This is a genomic window from Streptomyces sp. XY006 (assembly GCF_002237655.1).
Lineage (GTDB): Bacteria > Actinomycetota > Actinomycetes > Streptomycetales > Streptomycetaceae > Streptomyces > Streptomyces levis.
Genome location: NZ_NOKT01000028.1, coordinates 1 through 18,153, shown reverse-complemented (window position 1 = coordinate 18,153; position 18,153 = coordinate 1). Strand labels below are relative to the sequence as shown.

Below are 18,153 nucleotides of genomic sequence, written 5' to 3'. Positions count from 1 at the left end.
AGCATCCCACCACACCACCATTTCGTACGCGTTGCGGACCATGATCGCCCGACCGGCGGGGACCGGACGACCCGCGTACGGCGGGTGGACTGCTCTGCAGCCCATAGTGCCTGCTCGCACCGACATCCGTAACGGCCGGTCCGCTTCGCTCCCGCGCGCCTTAAGTTGCATCTCAGATGCAACTTTAAATAGCGTGCGCGCAGTCGAGACGTGAGGAGCCCCGATGCTGTCCGAGCAGTCCGCCACCACCGTCCGCGCCACCCTCCCCGCCGTCGGCGCGGCCCTGGACACGATCACCGAGCGCTTCTACGCCGGCCTGTTCGAGGCCCACCCCGCGTTGCTGCGCGACCTGTTCAACCGGGGCAACCAGGCCGCCGGCACCCAGCGGCAGGCGCTCGCCGGTTCCATCGCCGCCTTCGCCGCGCACCTGCTGGACCATCCGGAGCAGCGGCCGGACGCGATGCTGCGGCGCATCGCCCACAAGCACGCCTCCCTCGGTGTCACCGCCGAGCAGTACGGCATCGTCCACGAGCACCTGTTCGCCGCCATCGCCGGCGTGCTGGGCGAGGCCGTCACGCCCGAGGTCGCCGCCGCCTGGGACGAGGTCTACTGGCTGATGGCGAACGCCCTGATCGCCGTCGAGCGGCGGCTGCGCGAGGAGCGCGGCGGGCCCGCCTGGCGGCCCTGGGAGGTCGCCGAGCGGGTCACCGAGACCGCGGACGTGGTCACGTTCCGGCTGCGGCCCGCCGACGGCGGCCCCGTGCGGGACTTCTCCGCCGGCCAGTACGTCTCCGTCCGCGTCACCCTCCCGGACGGCGCCCGGCAGATACGGCAGTACAGCCTCTCGGGGGCGCCGGGCCCGGACCTGCGGCAGATCAGCGTGAAGCGCGTCCACGGCGACGGCGCCCCCGACGGCGAGGTCTCCCACCACCTGCACGCGCGCGTGCGGGAGGGCGACGTCCTGGAGCTGTCCGAGGCCTACGGCGACCTGATCCTGGACGCCGGTCCCGACACGCCCCTGCTACTGGCCTCGGCGGGCATCGGCGTCACCCCGATCACCGCGATGCTGGCCCACCTGGCCGGCTCGGGCCACCGCGCCCCGGTCACCGTCGTCCACGGCGACCGCTCCCCCGCCACCCACGCCCTGCGCGCCGACCACGAGTCCTGGACGGGCAAGCTGCCGGACGCCGCCCTGCACCTCTGGTACGAGCAGGACGCCCCGGCCGGGGCCCGCACCGGCCTGGTCGACCTCGCCGAGGTCCCGGTCGCCCCGGGCACGCGCGCGTACCTGTGCGGCCCGCTGCCCTTCATGCGGTCCGTGCGGGCCCAGCTGCTCGCCAAGGGCGTGGCACCGGCCGACCTCCACTACGAGGTGTTCGGCCCGGACCTGTGGCTGGCGGGTCAGAGCTGAGGAGGGCCGCCGTCCCCGGGGCGCCGCGAGATCCCGAGCAGCAGCGCCCCCGTCGGCTCGGCGGCGATGTCCGCCACGGTGAGCGGGTCCAGGGAGGCGAAGAACGCCTCCTGGGCCCGGCGCAGGGCGCCGCGCAGCCGGCAGGCGGAGTTCAGCGGGCAGGGGACCGGCCCCTCGCAGTCGACGACGTCGCCCTCGCCCTCGAAGGCGCGGACCACGGCGCCCACCGACGCCGTGCGGCCGGCCTCGGTGAGGGCGAGTCCGCCGCCGCGGCCGCGGCGGGCCGTCAGCAGTCCCCGGTGCTGGAGCTCGGCGACGACCTTCGCCAGGTGGGTGTACGGCACGCCCATGCCGTCCGCGACCTCCCGGGTCGTCGGACTCGACTCGCCCACGACGGCGAGCCGCATCAGGACCCGCAGGGCGAGGTCGGTGGAGCGCAGCAGCCGCATGCGGGCAGCGTAGATACAGGGATGTGGCCGGTTCAAACGAGCCGGGGCCGTACCGGCCGAAGCTGTCGGGGAGCTGTCGGTGCCGTATCGATTCGGCCCTTTCCCTCGGCCGCTCTACGAGGGGCCCCGCCTCCCCCATTACGATCAGGCCACCCGACCGTCCCACTTTTCCCGCGAAGGACACCTCATGGGCTCCGCCAAGAAGAGCAACACGGCACGCAAGGCGCGAATAGAGGAGATGCGGCGTGCCGAGCAGGCCCGTGAGCGCCGCGCCCGGATCCTCACCATCGCGGCCAGCGTCGTGATCGTCGGCGGTCTGATCGCCGGCGGTGTCGTGCTCGTGCGGTCCCAGTCGGACAACGGCAGCGACACCGCGGCGAGCGACTCCTCGGGCAAGGGCAGGTTCGTCACCGGCAAGGACGGCGTGAAGACCTGGGAGGGCAAGCTCTCCCGGAACCACGTCGCCAAGGCCGTGAAGTACGCGACCGAGCCGCCGGTCGGCGGCGACCACAACCAGGTGTGGATGAACTGCAACGGCGACGTCTACACCAAGGAGATCGACAACACCAACGCCGTGCACTCGCTGGAGCACGGCGCGGTGTGGGTGACGTACAACGCCGCCGCGAAGAAGGCCGACGTCGACGCGCTCGCGGCGAAGGTGAAGAAGACGCCGTACACGCTGATGAGCCCGATGGACGACCAGAAGGACCCGATCATGCTCTCGGCGTGGGGTCACCAGCGCACCGTGACGGGCGCGGACGACCCGAACGTGGACAAGTTCTTCGAGAAGTTCGTCCAGGGCGAGCAGACCCCCGAGCCGGGTGCCGCCTGCACCAACGGGCTGGCGCAGTGAGGCACGTCGGTCTGGTCGCCGGGGCCGCGGTGACGGCGCTCGTCGCGGCCGGCGCGATCACCTACGCCGTCGCCGGGGACGACGGCGGCAGCACGACCCCCTCCGCCGAGTCCGCGGACGCCGGTTTCGCGCGCGACATGGCGGTGCACCACCAGCAGGCCGTGGAGATGTCGTACATCGTGCGCGACCGCACGAAGGACGAGGAGGTGCGCCGCCTCGCCTACGACATCGCGCAGACGCAGGCCAACCAGCGCGGCATGATGCTCGGCTGGCTGGACCTGTGGGGCCTGCCCAAGGTGTCCTCCGAGCCGCCGATGACCTGGATGGACATGGGCGGCATGGCCTCCGGCAAGGACGGCGCGCTGATGCCGGGAATGGCCACGAACACCGAGATGAAGAAGCTCGGCGAACTCAGCGGGAAGCAGGCCGAGATCTTCTACCTGCAGCTGATGACGGACCACCACAAGGGCGGCATCCACATGGCCCAGGGCTGCGTGGAGAAGTGCGCGGTCGGGGTGGAGAAGCGGCTCGCGCGGGGCATGGTGGACGCGCAGCAGTCGGAGATCGGGCTCATGGCGGACCTGCTCAAGGCCCGCGGCGCCGCGCCCCGCACGTAGGGCGCAGAGGTCCCCCGGGCATGCACGGTTCGCAGGTGGCCGCCGTGAAGGCGTGGCCGGCGGCCGCGCACCGGCGCTGACGGGCGTACGGCCACAGGGGTGGTGTGGGATGGACCACACCACCCCATTGTGTCGCTCTGACGATTACACTGACCTCGTGCCTCAACTACGTCTCGCCCTGAACCAGATCGACTCGAGCGTCGGCGACCTCGCCGGGAACGCCGAGTCGATCGTCCGCTGGACCCGGCACTCCGCCGAGCAGGGAGCGCATCTCGTGGCGTTCCCGGAGATGGCGTTGACCGGGTATCCCGTCGAGGACCTGGCCCTCAGGTCGTCCTTCGTGGAGGCCTCCCGGGCGGCGCTGCGCGCGCTGGCGGCCCGGCTGGCCGACGAGGGCTTCGGCCGGCTGCCGGTGATCGTCGGCTACCTCGACCGCAGCGAGACCGCCCAGCCGAAGTACGGCCAGCCGGCCGGCGCCCCGCAGAACGCGGGGGCGGTGCTGTACGGCGGCGAGGTGGTCCTGACCTACGCCAAGCACCACCTGCCGAACTACGGCGTCTTCGACGAGTTCCGCTACTTCGTGCCCGGCGACAGCATGCCGGTGCTGCGGGTGCACGGGGTCGACGTCGCCCTGGCCATCTGCGAGGACCTCTGGCAGGACGGCGGCCGCGTCCCCGCCGCCCGTTCGGCCGGGGCGGGTCTGCTGGTCTCGATCAACGCCTCCCCCTACGAGCGCAACAAGGACGACACGCGCCTGGAGCTGGTGCGCAAGCGGGCCCAGGAGGCCGGGTGCACGACGGCGTACCTGGCCATGATCGGCGGCCAGGACGAGCTGGTCTTCGACGGCGACTCGATCGTGGTCGACAAGGACGGCGAGGTCGTGGCGCGGGCCCCGCAGTTCTCAGAGGGCTGCGTGGTGCTGGACCTGGACCTGCCGGCGGCGGCCGTGGACGCCCCGACGGGCGTGGTCGACGACGGCCTGCGCATCGACCGGGTGGTGCTCTCCGAGGAGCCGCTGCCGGCCTACGAGCCGGAGCTGACGGGCGGCTACGCGGACCGTCTCGACGACGACGAGGAGGTCTACTCGGCGCTGGTCGTGGGCCTGCGGGCGTACGTCGCGAAGAACGGCTTCCGGTCCGTGCTGATCGGCCTGTCGGGCGGCATCGACTCGTCCCTGGTCGCGGCGATCGCCTGCGACGCGGTGGGCGCGGAGAACGTGTACGGCGTGTCGATGCCGTCGAAGTACTCCTCGGACCACTCCAAGGACGACGCGGCCGAGCTGGCCCGCCGCACGGGCCTCAACTACCGCACGGTCCCCATCGAGCCGATGTTCGACGCCTACATGGGCTCGCTGGGCCTGACGGGCCTGGCGGAGGAGAACCTCCAGTCGCGCCTGCGCGGCACGCTGCTGATGGCCGTCTCCAACCAGGAGGGCCACATCGTCCTGGCCCCCGGCAACAAGTCGGAGCTCGCGGTCGGCTACTCCACGCTCTACGGCGACTCCGTCGGCGCGTACGGCCCCATCAAGGACGTGTACAAGACGTCGGTCTTCCGGCTCGCGGAGTGGCGCAACCGGGCGGCCCGGGAGCGCGGCCAGACCCCGCCGATCCCGGAGAACTCGATCACCAAGCCGCCGAGCGCGGAACTGCGCCCGGGCCAGGTGGACACGGACTCGCTGCCCGACTACCCGGTGCTCGACGCGATCCTGGAGCTGTACGTCGACCGGGACCGCGGCGCGGACGAGATCGTCGCGGCCGGCTTCGACCGCGAGCTGGTCGTGAAGACCCTGCGCATGGTCGACACGGCCGAGTACAAGCGGCGGCAGTACCCGCCGGGGACGAAGATCTCGGCGAAGGGCTTCGGCAAGGACCGGCGCCTGCCGATCACGAACGGGTGGCGCGAGTCGGTCTGACGCGCCGAGGCGGGGAGCTTGATAGGCAAGTCGCCACTTGCCCATCCTGGGGTGGTGGCCGACGAAGCACCGGCTCGGCATCTCGCGCCAGGCGGTCTCCCAGCACCTCGCGGTGCTGGAGGCCGCCGGGCTCGTCGAGACCCGGCGGGAGGGCCGCTACACGTTCCACGACCTGAACACGGCCCCGCTGCGGCACATCACCGAGCGCTGGCCGGCGCCCGCCGCCCGACCGGAAGAGAGCACCCCATGAGGATCCACCTGACCAGCGTCTTCGTCGACGACCAGGCCAAGGCCCTGCACTTCTACACCGAGATCCTCGGCTTCGTGAAGAAGCACGACGTCCCGGTCGGCGAGCAGGACCGGTGGCTGACCGTGGTCTCCCCGGAGGAGCCGGGCGGCACGGAACTGCTGCTGGAGCCCGCCGGCCACCCGGCCGTCAAGCCCTACCGCGACGCCCTGGTCGCCGACGGCATCCCGCTGATCCAGTTCGCCGTCAGCGACGTGCACGCGGAGTACGAACGCCTGCGGGCCCTCGGCGTCCGCTTCACCCAGGAGCCCCTGGAGACGGGCCCCGTCACCACGGCCGTCTTCGACGACACCTGCGGCAACCTGATCCAGATCGCGACGCAGCCGGAGTAGCCCCCCGGGCCCCGGACGCCGGACGCCGGACGCCGGGCGCCGGAGGACGGAACAGCCCCGCCGACGGGGGACGATCGGCGGGGCTGTGTGGTACCGCAGTGGCTCAGTGGACGGAGTGCTCCTCCTGCGGGAACGTTCCGCCGACCACCTCCTCGGCGAAGGCTTTCGCCGCGTTCCCCATGACCTCACGCAGGTTCGCGTACTGCTTCACGAACTTCGGCACGCGCCCGCCGGTCAGACCCAGCATGTCGGTCCACACCAGCACCTGCGCGTCCGTCTCCGGGCCCGCCCCGATCCCCACGGTCGGGATGTGCAGCACCCGCGTCACCTCGGCCGCGAGCTCCGCCGGCACCAGCTCCAGGACCACGGCGAACGCGCCCGCGTCCTGGACGGCCTTGGCGTCCCGCAGCAGCTGCTGGGCCGCCTCCTCGCCCCGGCCCTGCACGCGGTAGCCCATCGCGTTGACGGACTGCGGGGTCAGCCCGATGTGGGCCATGACCGGGATGCCGGACTCGACGAGCAGCCGGATCTGCTCGTGCGACCGCTCGCCCCCTTCCAGCTTCACGGCCTGCACACCGGCCTCCTTCACCAGCCGGGTCGCCGAGCGCAGCGCCTGCACCGGACCCTCCTGGTAGGAGCCGAAGGGCAGGTCGCCGACGATCAGGGCGCGCGAGGTGCCCCGTACGACCGCCGCCGACAGCATGGTCATCTCGTCGAGGGTCACGGGCACGGTGGTCTCGTACCCCAGGTGGCAGTTGCCCGCCGAGTCGCCGACGAGCATGACCGGGATGCCGGCCTCGTCGAAGACGGACGCGGTCATCGCGTCGTAGGCGGTGAGCATGGGCCACTTCTCGCCGCGCTCCTTGGCGGCGGCGAGGTCGCGCACGGTGATGCGACGGGTCCCCTTGCCCCCGTACAGCGTCTTGCCGCCGTCGGAGGGCTTGCGAGCAGTCTGGGCAGCCGGAAGCTGCGTCATGGCACGGCTCCTAACACGTCATCTCGAGGCGCCCTGACGGCGTCCCCGGACCACGTCCATGGTGGCACCTCGTGCCATCGAGGGCTAGGGGAGCCCCTGTGAGTTCCGCCCCGGGCGGGGAACCCCGGCACGGCGCCCTTAAGAGCTCGGTAAGAGTATTCCAATACGAGACGGTCTCGTATCGGAATGCGCCTAGGCTCGACGGCATGACCACACCTGCCGACGGCGCCGCCCCCACCGGCCGCCGCATACCGGAAGCGGTGCACCGGCGCCGCTGGGCGATCCTCGGCGTGCTGATGCTGAGCCTGCTGATCGTCGTCCTGGACAACTCGATCCTGAACGTCGCCATCAAGACGATCTCCACCCCCGCCCCGACCGGCCTGGGCGCCACGCAGAGCGAGCTGGAGTGGGCGATCAACGCCTACACCCTGGTCTTCGCGGGGCTGCTGTTCACCGCCGGCCTCCTCGGCGACCGGCTGGGCCGCAAGAAGGTGCTGCTCGGCGGGCTGGCCGTGTTCGGCGTCGGCTCGGCCTTCGCCGCGTTCTCGGGTTCGCCGGGTGAGCTGATCACCTTCCGCGCGGTGATGGGCCTGGGCGCCGCGTTCGTGATGCCGGCCACCCTCGCCGTCCTCATGAACGTCTTCGAGCGCGAGGAGCAGCCCAAGGCCATCGGCATCTGGGCGGGCGGCGTCGGCCTCGCCATCGCCATCGGCCCGATCACCGGCGGCGTGCTGCTCGACCACTTCTGGTGGGGCTCGGTCTTCCTCATCAACGTGCCGATCGTGCTGCTCGCCCTCGGCCTGATGCTGTGGCTGGTCCCCGACTCCCGCGACCCGAGGCCGGGCCGGCTCGACCCGGTCGGCGTGGTGCTGTCGGTCGTCGGCCTGGTGCTGCTCGTCTACGGCATCATCAAGGGCGGCCAGCTCGCCGACTTCACGGACGCGACCGTGCTGGCGACCATCGGGGCCGGTCTCGCCGTGCTCGTCGCCTTCGTGGTGTTCGAGAAGCGCAGCGCCCATCCGTCCATCGACGTCACGTACTTCAAGAACAAGGTCTTCTCGGCCGCCATCGCCGCCATCGCGCTGGTGTTCTTCGCCCTGATGGGCGTGACGTTCTTCTCCGTCTTCTACACGCAGAGCGTGCGCGGGTACTCGCCGCTGGAGACCGGCCTGCTGATGCTGCCGCTGGCCGCCGCCCAGATGATCTTCGCGCCGCGGGCCCGGCTGCTGGTCGACCGGTTCGGCAACAGGGCCACCACGACCGCGGGTCTGCTGGTCATCGCCGCCATGCTGGCCGCCTTCGCCACCCTGGACGCCGACACCCCGATCTGGATCCTGGAGGTCGTCTTCTTCCTGATGGGCACCGGCATGGCGCACATCATGACGCCGGTCAGCGTCGTCATCATGCAGGCCCTGCCCCGCGAGAAGGCCGGCTCGGCCTCCGCGCTCAGCAACACCTTCCGGCAGGTCGGCGGCGCCCTCGGCATCGCCGTCCTCGGTTCGGTCCTGTCGACGGCGTACCGCACGGGCATCGAGGACAGGCTCGGGGCCCTGCCGCCCGGCCTGCGGCACACCGCGGGCGAGTCCATCGAGGCGACCCTGGGCGTCGCGGCGAAGCTGGGCCCGCGGGGCGAGGCCCTGATCGCCCCGGCTCACGACGCGTTCCTGCACGCCATGCACGTCACCGCCCTGTGGGGCGCGGGCGTCGCGCTGGTGGGCGCGGTCGTCGTGGCACTGTTCCTGCCGGGCAGGCAGCCGGCCGCTCAGCCCGGCCGGGAGGAGCGGGAGTTGTCGGACGCCCGGTCCTAGACCTGCTGCGAGAATCGGTCCGACCCGGTCCACCCCGGTCCCCTCGGGTCCGACCCGGTCCACCCCGGTCCCCTCGGGTCCGACCCGGTCCACCCCGGTTCCCTCGGGCCCGCCCCGGTCCACTCCGGACAGAAAGGACGCAGCGCGTGAGCCTCGCCGAACGGCAGCCCCGGCACGACGGCCCCCCGAGGGGCCGCCCCAGAAGCGAGGCCGTCGAGCGCGCCATCATCGAGGGCGTGATGAAGCTCCTGGAGGAGGGCGTGCCGCTGGCGGAGCTGTCGATCGAGCGCGTGGCCCGGACCGCCGGGGTGGGCAAGGCCACCATCTACCGCCGCTGGAGCGGCAAGGAGGAGCTCTTCGTCGACGTCGTGCGCGCCGCCGAGCCCTCCGACCCGCCGCTGCCGGGCACGTCCATGCGCGACGACCTCGTGGTGCTGCTGGAGCAGATGCGCCGGCGCGGACTCGCCAAGCGCTCGTCGGCGATCCTGCACAGCGTGCACGCCCAGATGAAGAGCAGCCCGAAGATCTGGGCGGCCTACCACGCCATCGTCGTCGAACCGCGCCGCCGCCTGGGCCTGGAGGTGCTGCGCCGGGGCCAGGAGAACGGCGAACTGCGCACGGACGTCGACCTGGAGCTGCTCAGCGACCTGTTCGTCGGCCCGCTGCTCGTGCGCTCGGTGCTGCATCCGGACGCCGACCTGCCCGAGGGCCTCGCCGAACAGGTCGTCGACACACTGCTGGAAGGCCTGCGCCCGGCGGGCTCACGGCCCGTCAGTTCCGCGTGAGCCCGGCCCCAGTGTGCGCGTTTCGTCACAGACCGCGCTTTCGGGGGCCGTGGTCGGAACTCGCCGGACCGGCTCGAACGTCCTCGCCCCCGTACGGCCGTCGCGGGACGGCGGGAACGGAACGGATCATCCCCTAGGGTCGTAAGGACACGGGGGCGATGGTGTGCACGGCAGGTAGTGAGGCGACGGTATGGCGCAGCAGGCGTACATGACGGAGACGGACAACGGCGGCTCGGGGCCCGAGCACCGCGGAACCCGGCTTCGGCGCCTGTTCGACCGGCTGCTGAGCGGCTGGCGGGGCGATCCGAGAATCTGGCGGCGCGGCCTGGTGGTGGCCGGGTGCGCGGTGCTGCTGGCCGTGATCATGCTGCTGCACGCGCAGATCCCCAACGCCATCGGCAACCTGGGCAGTCTCATCGAGACGTTCCTGCCCTGGCTGGGGCTGTTCGTGCCGGTGCTGCTCGTGCTGGCGCTGGTGCGCAGGTCGGCGACGGCGCTGATCGCGGTGCTGGCGCCGACGGTGGTGTGGTTCAACCTCTTCGGGGGGCAGCTGAGCGACAAGACCGTCGCGGGCGGCGACCTCACGGTGGTCACGCACAACGTCAACGCCGAGAACCCGGACCCGTCCGGCACGGCCCGTGACGTGGCCGCCTCCGGCGCGGACGTGCTCGCCCTGGAGGAGCTGTCCCCGGCGGCGGTGCCGGCGTACGAGAAGGCGCTCGCGTCGACGTACCGCTACCACGCGGTGGAGGGCACGGTCGGCGTGTGGAGCAAGTACCCGCTCAGCGGCGTCCGGGACGTCGACCTCGACATGGGCTGGACGCGGGCGATGCGCGCCACCGTGACCGCGCCGGCCGGGCAGGTCGCGGTCTACGTCGCCCATCTGCCCTCGGTGCGCGTGAAGATGGAGGCCGGCTTCACGGCCCGGCAGCGCGACCGCAGCGCCGACTACCTGGGCGAGGCCATCGCGCACGAACCGCTGAAGAACATCGTGCTGCTGGGCGATCTGAACGGCACGATGAACGACCGCGCGCTCAACGCCGTCACCTCCCAGATGCGGTCCACGCAGGGCGCGGTGGGCAGCGGCTTCGGGTTCAGCTGGCCGGCCTCGTTCCCGATGGCCCGTATCGACCAGATCATGGTGCGGGGCCTGGAGCCGCGCAGCTCGTGGACCCTCCCGCAGACCGGAAGCGACCATCTGCCGGTCGCCGCCCGTGTGAGGGTCGCCACAAGCGGTTCCTGAAAACCGCAGGTCAGGGCAGTTTCGGCGAGATCCGGCAACCTGGGCTTCACCTCGTGGAATAGTGCGCCTGCGAGACTTTGTTCCGTACTTGAACATACGACGTACGGATCTTCACGCAAGTCTCGAAAGGTTCTTCATGCCCCTGGCCCTGCTCGCCCTCGCCGTGGGTGCCTTCGGCATCGGCACCACCGAGTTCGTGATGATGGGGCTGCTGCCCGATGTCGCGGACGACCTGAACATCTCGATACCCAGTGCCGGCCACCTGGTGTCGGCGTACGCGCTCGGCGTCGTCATCGGCGCCCCGCTGCTGGCCGCGGTCACCGCCCGGATGTCCCGCCGCACGGTCCTGATCGGGCTGATGGGGCTGTTCGTCGCGGGCAACGCGCTGTCGGCCCTCGCGCCCGGCAACGGCTGGCTGCTGGCGGCCCGCTTCCTGAGCGGACTGCCGCACGGCGCCTTCTTCGGCGTCGGCGCCGTCGTCGCCACGAGCCTGGTCGCCCCCGAACGCAAGGCGCGCTCGGTCTCCCTGATGTTCCTCGGCCTGACGGTCGCGAACGTCGTGGGTGTGCCCGTGGCGACGCTCATGGGCCAGCAGCTCGGCTGGCGGGCGACCTTCCTCGGCGTCAGCGCCATCGGCCTGGCGGCCATCGCCGCGCTCGCGTTCCTCATCCCGCACGACCACGAGCACGCCACCGCCCAGGGCCTGCGCGGCGAACTCGCCGCGCTGCGCTCCGTCCCGGTCTGGCTGTCGCTCGGCACGACCGTCGCGGGCTTCGGCGCCCTGTTCGCGGCCTACAGCTACATCACCCCGATGCTCACGGACGCCGCCGGGTACGCCGGCGCCAGCGTGACCGTGCTGCTGGCGCTGTTCGGCGTCGGCGCGACCGCGGGCAATCTGCTCGGCGGGCGCCTGGCCGACCACTCCCTGCGGGGCACGCTCTTCGGCGGTCTGGCCTCGCTGGTGGCGGTCCTGGCGCTGTTCCCGCTGCTGATGCGCGCGGAGCTCACCGCCGCCGTGGCGGTGACCCTGCTCGGCATGGCGGCCTTCGTCACCGGTTCCCCGCTGCAGCTGATGGTCATGGAGAAGGCCTCCTCGGCGCCCTCGCTGGCCTCCTCGGCCAACCAGGCCGCCTTCAACCTGGCCAACGCCGGCGGCGCCTGGATCGGCGGCCTCGCCCTGGCCGCCGGCTTCGGGGTCACCTCCCCGGCCCTGGCCGGCGCGGCGCTGGCCGTCCTCGGCCTGGGCGTCGCCGCGCTGGCCGCGGTCGTGGACCGGCGCCGGGCCCCGGCCGCCGGCCGCGAGCGGGTCGTGGCGACCCACGTCCCACGGGAGGCCGAGACGGTACGCCACTGACGGTTCCGAGGCGGTACGCCACTGACGGTTCCGAGACGGTACGCCACTGACGGTTCCTGCGCACGGCAGCCCACGGCCCCGGCCGCACGGGCTGCCGTCGCGTCTGCCGGGCCCTATCCGGCGAGCCGGGCGACCGGTCGACCGGCCGTCGCAGAGGCCGGGAGGCGCTCTCGCCGGGGGCCGGGACGAGCGGTCGCGAAGGGCGGGGACGCGCTCTCGCCGGAGGGCCAGGACGAGCTGTCGCGGAGAGCCGGGACGGGCCGCCGCCGGAAGCCGGGACGAGCTGTCCCGAAGGGCCCGGACGGGCGCCGCCAGGGCCCGGGGCGGGGCGCCGCCAAGGGCCCGGGGCGGGGCGCCGCCAAGGGCCGGGACGAGACCTCGTCAAGAGCCGGGGCGGGCCCCGCCAGCGGCCGAGACGGACCCTCGCCAGCGGCCGGGGCGGGCCCTCGCCGAGAGCCGAGGCCGCCCGGGACCGGTTGTCGGTGGGATGTCGGTGATTTGTCGGTGGGGGGTGGCACCGTCGGGGGCATGACGCGAATCGACGACAACGCCGGCGGCGCCGCTGTGACCGTGCGGGGGCTGGTGAAGCACTACGGCGAGACCAAGGCGCTGGACGGGGTCGACCTGGATGTGCGGGAGGGCACCGTCATGGGGGTCCTCGGGCCGAACGGGGCCGGGAAGACGACCCTGGTACGGATCCTGTCCACGCTGCTCGCGCCCGACGCGGGCCGGGCCACCGTGGCCGGCTACGACGCCGTGCGCCAGCCCCGGCAGCTGCGTCGGGTGATCGGGCTCACGGGGCAGTACGCCTCCGTGGACGAGAAGCTCTCCGGCTGGGAGAACCTCTACATGATCGGGCGCCTGCTCGACCTGCCCCGCAGGGACGCCCGCCACCGCGCCGACGAGCTGCTGGAGCGCTTCTCGCTGACCGATGCGGCCAAGCGCCCGGCGGCGACGTACTCCGGGGGCATGCGGCGCCGGCTGGACCTGGCCGCGTCCATGATCGGGCGGCCCGCGGTGCTCTTCCTCGACGAGCCGACCACCGGTCTCGACCCGCGCACCCGCAACGAGGTGTGGGACGAGGTGAAGCGCATGGTCGGCGACGGGGTCACCGTGCTGCTCACCACCCAGTACATGGAGGAGGCCGAGCAGCTCGCGACCGAGCTGACGGTCGTCGACCGCGGCCAGGTCGTCGCCGGCGGCGCCATCGAGGAGCTGAAGGCGAAGGTCGGCGGCCGCGCGCTGCGGATCCGCCCGGCCGATCCGGCGCACCTGCGGCCCCTCGCCGGCGCGCTGGACGAGCTGGGGATCACCGGGCTGGCCACCACGACCGTGGACACCGACCGGGGTGACGTGCTGGTGCCGATCCTCAGCGACGAGCAACTGACCGCCGTGGTCGGCGCGGTCACCGCGCGCGGCATCACGCTGTCCTCCCTCACCACCGAACTGCCCAGCCTGGACGAGGTGTTCCTGTCCCTCACCGGCCACCGCGCCAGTGCCCCGCAGGACACCGTGCCCGCCGAAGACCTTCAGGAGGCCGCCGTATGAGCGCCGTCACCGTCCACGACGTCGAGGCGGACGCCCGCATCCCGCTGCGCGGCCATCTGCGGCACACCGGTGCCCTGATCCGCCGCAATCTGCTGTGGATCCGCAAGGACCCGGAGTCGATGGCCGACGCGCTGCTGATGCCGGTCATCTTCACCCTGCTGTTCGTGTTCGTCTTCGGCGGCTCGATCGGGCAGGCGCTGGGCGGCGGGCAGGACCGCTACGTGCAGTACGTGATCCCCGGCATGATCGCGATGATGAGCATGACGCTGTCCCAGGGCGTCGGCACCGGCTTCAGCCAGGACTTCAACTCCGGTGTCATGGACCGCTTCCGGTCCCTGCCGATCGGGCGCGGCTCGGTGCTGTTCGCGAAGATCTCGGTGGAGCTGCTGCGGATGCTGTTCGCGACGGCCGTGCTGATGATCGTCGCCGTCGCGGTCGGCTTCGAGATCACGAACTGGCCGGGGCTGTTCGCGACGGTGGCCCTGTCGACGGCGTTCGCCTCGTCCATCATGTGGGTGTTCCTCACCCTGGGCGTGATCCTGAAGAACGCGCAGTCCGTGCAGGCGATGGGCTTCCTGGTGCTGTTCCCGCTGCAGTTCGGCTCGTCGATCTTCGCGCCGACGACGTCGATGCCGGGCTGGCTCCAGGCCTTCACCGACTACAACCCGCTGTCCACGCTCGCGGACGCCGCGCGCGGCCTGATGATCGGCGGGCCGGTCGCGCACGACCTGTGGGTGACGCTCGGCTGGTCGGTGGCCATCACGGCCGTGATGGCGCCCTACGCGATCCACAAGTTCCGCACGAAGAACTGACCGGGAGCGGGTCGTTCAGCGCCGGAGCAGGTCGGCGGCCTCCTCCAGTGAGAGGCCGCCGCCCTGCGCGTAGGCGCTGTCGTACGCGGCGTCGCCGAGCAGCGTCCGGGCCTGCCGCTCCGCTTCCTCGCGGGTCTCGCGCTCCTGGCGCTGGGCGACATGGCCGGGCGGCAGCCGGGCGTCGGCGGCGCCGAGGCAGCGGGCCGCGTCCGCGGCGTGGCGCCCGGAGTCGTACAGGGACAGGGCCTGGGCGCCGATGGTCAGGAACACCGCCCGCATGTGGGGCGCGATGGCCGCGGACACCGGGTCCTTCGCCCGCTCCAGGGCCTTGCGGGTGCGGTCCAGGCAGTCCTCGTACCGGCCGTCCCGGACGTCCAGCCAGGCCTCGGCGCCGAGGATGAACGCGTCGAAGACGATGAAGTGGGAGATCGAGAAGTCCTCGCGCAGCCGCCGCAGCTGGTCGCGGGCCTCGGGCGTGCGGCCGGTCATGCCGAGCCGGCCGGCGAGGAACAGCCGGGCGGCGGGCATGGCCTCGCTGTGCGAGTTCTCGTGCTGGGCGATCACCTCGCGCAGCAGCCGCTCGCCCCGTTCGGCCTCTCCGTCCTCTCCGGCCTCCAGCAGGGCCCCGCCGAGCCGGGCCGTCAGGACGGCCGCCTGGGCGCGGGCGCCGAGCTGCTCGGCGTGCGCGATGGCCGCCTCGTAGTCGGCGGCGGCCAGGGCGTGGTGGCCCCGGCGCTCATGGGCCTCGGCGCGGGCCGAGAGGGCCTCGGCGGTGCCCCAGGCGTCACCGAGGCGGCGGTAGATCTCCAGCGACTCGTCGGCGTCGCGCCCGGCGTCACCGGCCCAGTCGGTGCGGTTGGCGAGGAAGTTGGCCCGCATCTGGAGCCCGGAGGCGAGCTCCCATTCGAAGCCGGGGGTGTGACGGCAGGTGCGGATGGAGGCGTCCATGATGACGCGCAGCCGTTCCATGTCGCCGGTCAGCATCACGGCGAAGAACCACAGCAGCCCGGGCAGCCGGCAGGTCTGCGGCAGGCCGGGCTCGTAGGTCTGGGAGATGGTCTTCAGCTTCTGCTGGGAGCGCGGGTTCTGCCAGGCGTCCAGCTCGGTGTCCATACAGGCGAGATGGGCCAGGTGGACACCCCGCCGGGCCTCCCACAGGACCTCCCCGGTCATCGGGGGCGGGGCGTCGGTGCAGCGCTGCCAGACGGGCTCGGCGCGGCGGACGGGCTCCGTGAAGGGGTCCGGGCCGAGAGCCATCACCTCGCTGCACCAGTTGCGGGCCTCGATGCGCAGGTCGCGCATCTGCCAGTACCAGACCAGGGACAGGGCCAGGCACAGCGCCTCCTGCTCGTCGCGCAGGGCGACGGCGTGGCGCAGGGCGGTGCGCAGGTTCTCGTACTCCCGCTCCAGCCGGCGGATGGCGGCGAGCTGGTCGGGGCCGCGCAGCAACGGGTCGGTGGTGCGGGCGAATTCGCGGAAGTACGTCAGGTGGGCCCGCTCGGCCTCGGCGCGGCGGCCGGACTCGTCCAGGCGCTCGGCGGCGTACTCGGCGACGGTCTCCAGCAGCCGGTAGCGCATCTCGCCGTCGGCCGTGTCGCCGGGCGGGGCGGCGACGACCAGGGAGCGGTCGACGAGCGAACCGAGCGCCTCCAGGGCGACCGGTCCGCACACGGCCTCGGCGGCGGCCAGGTCGCAGCCGCCGGCGAACACCGAAAGGCGCCGCAGGACGTCCCGTTCGTCCTCGTCGAGCAGTTCCCAGGACCAGTCGACGACGGCTCTGAGGGTCTGCTGGCGGGGCAGGAGCGTGCGGCTGCCGGAGGTGAGCAGGCGGAAGCGGTCGTCGAGCCGGTCGGCGATCTGGCGGGGGGTGAGCATCCGCAGCCGGGCGGCGGCGAGTTCGATGGCGAGGGGCAGGCCGTCGAGGCGCCGGCAGATCTCCGCGCAGGCCTCGGGGTCGTCCTCGACGCGGAAGCCGGGCCGGGCCGCCGCGCCCCGGTCGGCGAACAGCCGCAGCGCGACCGGCTCGGGCAGCGGCTCCACCGGGCGCAGCAACTCCCCCGGCACGCCCAGGGGTTCACGGCTGGTGGCGAGGACGGTCAGGCCGGGGCAGCGCTCCAGCAGGTCCTCGGTGAGGCGGGCCGCTGCGTCGGCGACGTGCTCGCAGTTGTCCAGGATGAGCAGCATGCCGGGGCGGGAGCAGTGCTCCGCGAGGCGTTCGACGGGGTCGTCGAGCCGGTCGGCGACGGCGGCCCGGATGCCCTCGGCGCCCGCGCCGTACAGGACGGTCTCGCGGGCGCCGACGGCCGTGAGCACGGCTTCCGGGACGGCGGCGGGGTCGTCGACCGGGGCGAGTTCGGCCAGCCAAACCCCGCCGGGCATGGTGTGCCGCACGGTCTCGGCGGCCTCCTGCGACAGACGGGTCTTCCCGGCGCCGCCGGGGCCGAGCAGGGTGACCAGACGGGCCGCGGCGAGGTCCCCGCGGATGGACTCGATGTCGCGCTCCCGGCCGATGAAGGAGGTGAGGCGGGCGCGCAGGTTGCCGCGTGCGGGGGCGGCCGGGGCCGTCGGGGCCGTCCCGGGTGCCGCCGCTCGGCCGGCCGGGCCCGCGGCGGGCGTCCGCCGGCCGTCGTCGCCGTCCGGCGCGGTCAGCAACTCGGCGTGCAGCGCGCGCAGTTCCGGGCCGGGGTCGGTGCCCAGCCGGTCGGCGAGGAGCTGTCGTACGTCGTCGTAGGCGGCGAGGGCCTCGGCGGTGCGGCCGGTGTCGCGCAGGGCCCGCAGGCGCAGCGCCTGGAGGGGTTCGTCGAGGGGGCGGCTGTCGCACAGGGCGGTCAGTTCCGGCAGGGCCTGTCCGGCCTCGCCGAGGGCGAGGGCGGCGCCGTGGCGGGCGCGCAGCACGTCCAGGTGCCGGGCCTCCCGGCGGGCCGCCTCGGCGGTGCGGCCGGGGAGGTCGGCCAGGGCGGGGTCGCGCCACAGGGCGAGGGCGTCGTCGAGCAGTACGGCGGCTTTGGCGGGGTCGCCGTCGGCCAGGGCGCGCAGCCCTTCACCGGCCAGCCGCTCGAAGCGGTGCAGGTCGATGTCGTCGGGGGCGGCCGTGAGCCGGTAGCCGCCCTCGGCGGAGGCGACCGCGTCCGCGCCGAGCGCCCGCCGCAACCGGCCGATCAGCGCCTGCAGCGCGCCCGCCGCGTCGGCGGGCGGGTCACCGCCCCACACCTCGTCGACGAGCATCCCGGCGGGCACGGTACGCCCCGCCCGCAGGGCGAGCACGGTCAGCAGCGCACGCAGCCGCGCCCCGCCGACCGGGACGACCGTGCCGTCGGTGCGGATCGCCTGCGTGGTGCCGAGGATGCGGTAGCGCACGGGGTCCATTCTCTCCGGAGCCGGAAGGCCGGTCACGACGGCCCGACGGCGCGGCGGGGGTGGGTCGGTGGGGGCGCCGCCGCGGGACACCGCGGGCGTCACCCGGGGACATGGCGGGGGCGGGTCGGTGAGCGGGCCGGCGGAGGCCGTGGCGGAGCCTCCGTGGGGCGGCACCGGGGGTCCGGTCCGGCGGCGGTGCGGGGGCCGCGGTGGGAGGTGTCGTGCGGTCGCGGCGCGCGCGCGAGCCGGCGGTGTGGGACGCCGGCTGCCGGAGCCGCCCATCCGGCCCCACAGCACGGCTGCCCCGGCCCGGCAACAGGGCAGCCCCGGCCCGGCGACCCGCAGCGCCCGGCTCCGCGCCCCGGCCCCGGCGGGGTCCGGCCCCGCGC

14 protein-coding genes and 1 pseudogene are annotated in these 18,153 nt (G+C 73.2%); 12 read left to right on the top strand and 3 right to left on the bottom strand.

The window, feature by feature from the left end; all coding sequences use genetic code 11:
- Positions 1–223 precede the first annotated feature (223 nt).
- A complete protein-coding gene (locus tag CHR28_RS28315; protein ID WP_094056544.1) occupies positions 224–1,411 on the top strand; it encodes a globin domain-containing protein in 1,188 nt (395 codons plus the stop codon).
- Here the strand turns inward: CHR28_RS28315 and CHR28_RS28310 are convergent.
- On the bottom strand, positions 1,402–1,860 hold the full coding sequence (locus tag CHR28_RS28310; RefSeq protein ID WP_094056543.1) for an RrF2 family transcriptional regulator: 459 nt from the start codon (positions 1,858–1,860) through the stop codon (positions 1,402–1,404). The genes CHR28_RS28315 and CHR28_RS28310 overlap by 10 nt on opposite strands.
- A gap of 187 nt (positions 1,861–2,047) precedes the next feature.
- Between CHR28_RS28310 and CHR28_RS28305 the strand changes: the two genes are divergently transcribed.
- The 5 genes and pseudogenes from CHR28_RS28305 (at position 2,048) to CHR28_RS28285 (ending at position 5,881) form a co-directional block, all read left to right on the top strand.
- Complete coding sequence (locus CHR28_RS28305; protein ID WP_094056542.1) at positions 2,048–2,713, top strand: DUF3105 domain-containing protein; 666 nt, start codon at positions 2,048–2,050, stop codon at positions 2,711–2,713.
- The gene (locus CHR28_RS28300; protein WP_094056541.1) at positions 2,710–3,330 is read left to right on the top strand and encodes a DUF305 domain-containing protein; all 621 of its coding nucleotides are present in this window, start codon (positions 2,710–2,712) and stop codon (positions 3,328–3,330) included. The genes CHR28_RS28305 and CHR28_RS28300 overlap by 4 nt, the downstream gene beginning before the upstream one ends.
- Positions 3,331–3,487: 157 nt before the next feature.
- Positions 3,488–5,242 carry an NAD+ synthase gene (locus CHR28_RS28295; protein WP_094056540.1) on the top strand — a complete coding sequence of 585 codons (1,755 nt, stop codon included), beginning with the start codon at positions 3,488–3,490 and terminating at the stop codon, positions 5,240–5,242.
- 64 nt (positions 5,243–5,306) lie between these two features.
- Positions 5,307–5,492: pseudogene (locus tag CHR28_RS28290) on the top strand (ArsR/SmtB family transcription factor); the annotation flags it as partial.
- The gene (locus CHR28_RS28285; protein ID WP_094056539.1) at positions 5,489–5,881 is read left to right on the top strand and encodes a VOC family protein; all 393 of its coding nucleotides are present in this window, start codon (positions 5,489–5,491) and stop codon (positions 5,879–5,881) included. The pseudogene CHR28_RS28290 and the gene CHR28_RS28285, both read left to right, overlap by 4 nt.
- 103 nt (positions 5,882–5,984) lie before the next feature.
- Here CHR28_RS28285 and panB read toward each other — a convergent pair whose 3' ends face one another.
- A complete protein-coding gene (panB, locus tag CHR28_RS28280) occupies positions 5,985–6,857 on the bottom strand; it encodes a 3-methyl-2-oxobutanoate hydroxymethyltransferase (protein WP_094056538.1) in 873 nt (290 codons plus the stop codon).
- A gap of 206 nt (positions 6,858–7,063) precedes the next feature.
- Here panB and CHR28_RS28275 point away from each other — a divergent pair, with 206 nt between their 5' ends.
- From CHR28_RS28275 to CHR28_RS28250, 6 genes are all read left to right on the top strand, one after another.
- Positions 7,064–8,665 carry an MFS transporter gene (locus CHR28_RS28275; RefSeq protein WP_094056537.1) on the top strand — a complete coding sequence of 534 codons (1,602 nt, stop codon included), beginning with the start codon at positions 7,064–7,066 and terminating at the stop codon, positions 8,663–8,665.
- 146 nt (positions 8,666–8,811) lie between these two features.
- Positions 8,812–9,450: a TetR/AcrR family transcriptional regulator gene (locus tag CHR28_RS28270; RefSeq protein WP_094056536.1), complete on the top strand. Its 639-nt coding sequence runs from the start codon at positions 8,812–8,814 to the stop codon at positions 9,448–9,450.
- A 190-nt stretch (positions 9,451–9,640) separates the two neighbouring features.
- Positions 9,641–10,693 carry an endonuclease/exonuclease/phosphatase family protein gene (locus tag CHR28_RS28265; protein WP_094056535.1) on the top strand — a complete coding sequence of 351 codons (1,053 nt, stop codon included), beginning with the start codon at positions 9,641–9,643 and terminating at the stop codon, positions 10,691–10,693.
- Positions 10,694–10,829: 136 nt separating this feature from the next.
- Positions 10,830–12,047, top strand: coding sequence for an MFS transporter (locus CHR28_RS28260; protein ID WP_094056534.1), 1,218 nt, complete (start codon positions 10,830–10,832; stop codon positions 12,045–12,047).
- Between the two features lie 528 nt (positions 12,048–12,575).
- A complete protein-coding gene (locus CHR28_RS28255) occupies positions 12,576–13,595 on the top strand; it encodes an ATP-binding cassette domain-containing protein (RefSeq protein WP_094056533.1) in 1,020 nt (339 codons plus the stop codon).
- Positions 13,592–14,407, top strand: coding sequence for an ABC transporter permease (locus CHR28_RS28250; RefSeq protein WP_094056532.1), 816 nt, complete (start codon positions 13,592–13,594; stop codon positions 14,405–14,407). Before CHR28_RS28255 ends, CHR28_RS28250 begins: the two co-directional genes overlap by 4 nt.
- A gap of 15 nt (positions 14,408–14,422) precedes the next feature.
- On the opposite strand, the gene CHR28_RS28245 is transcribed toward CHR28_RS28250, so the two are convergent.
- The gene (locus CHR28_RS28245; RefSeq protein WP_094056531.1) at positions 14,423–17,773 is read right to left on the bottom strand and encodes an AfsR/SARP family transcriptional regulator; all 3,351 of its coding nucleotides are present in this window, start codon (positions 17,771–17,773) and stop codon (positions 14,423–14,425) included.
- Positions 17,774–18,153: the final 380 nt, after the last annotated feature.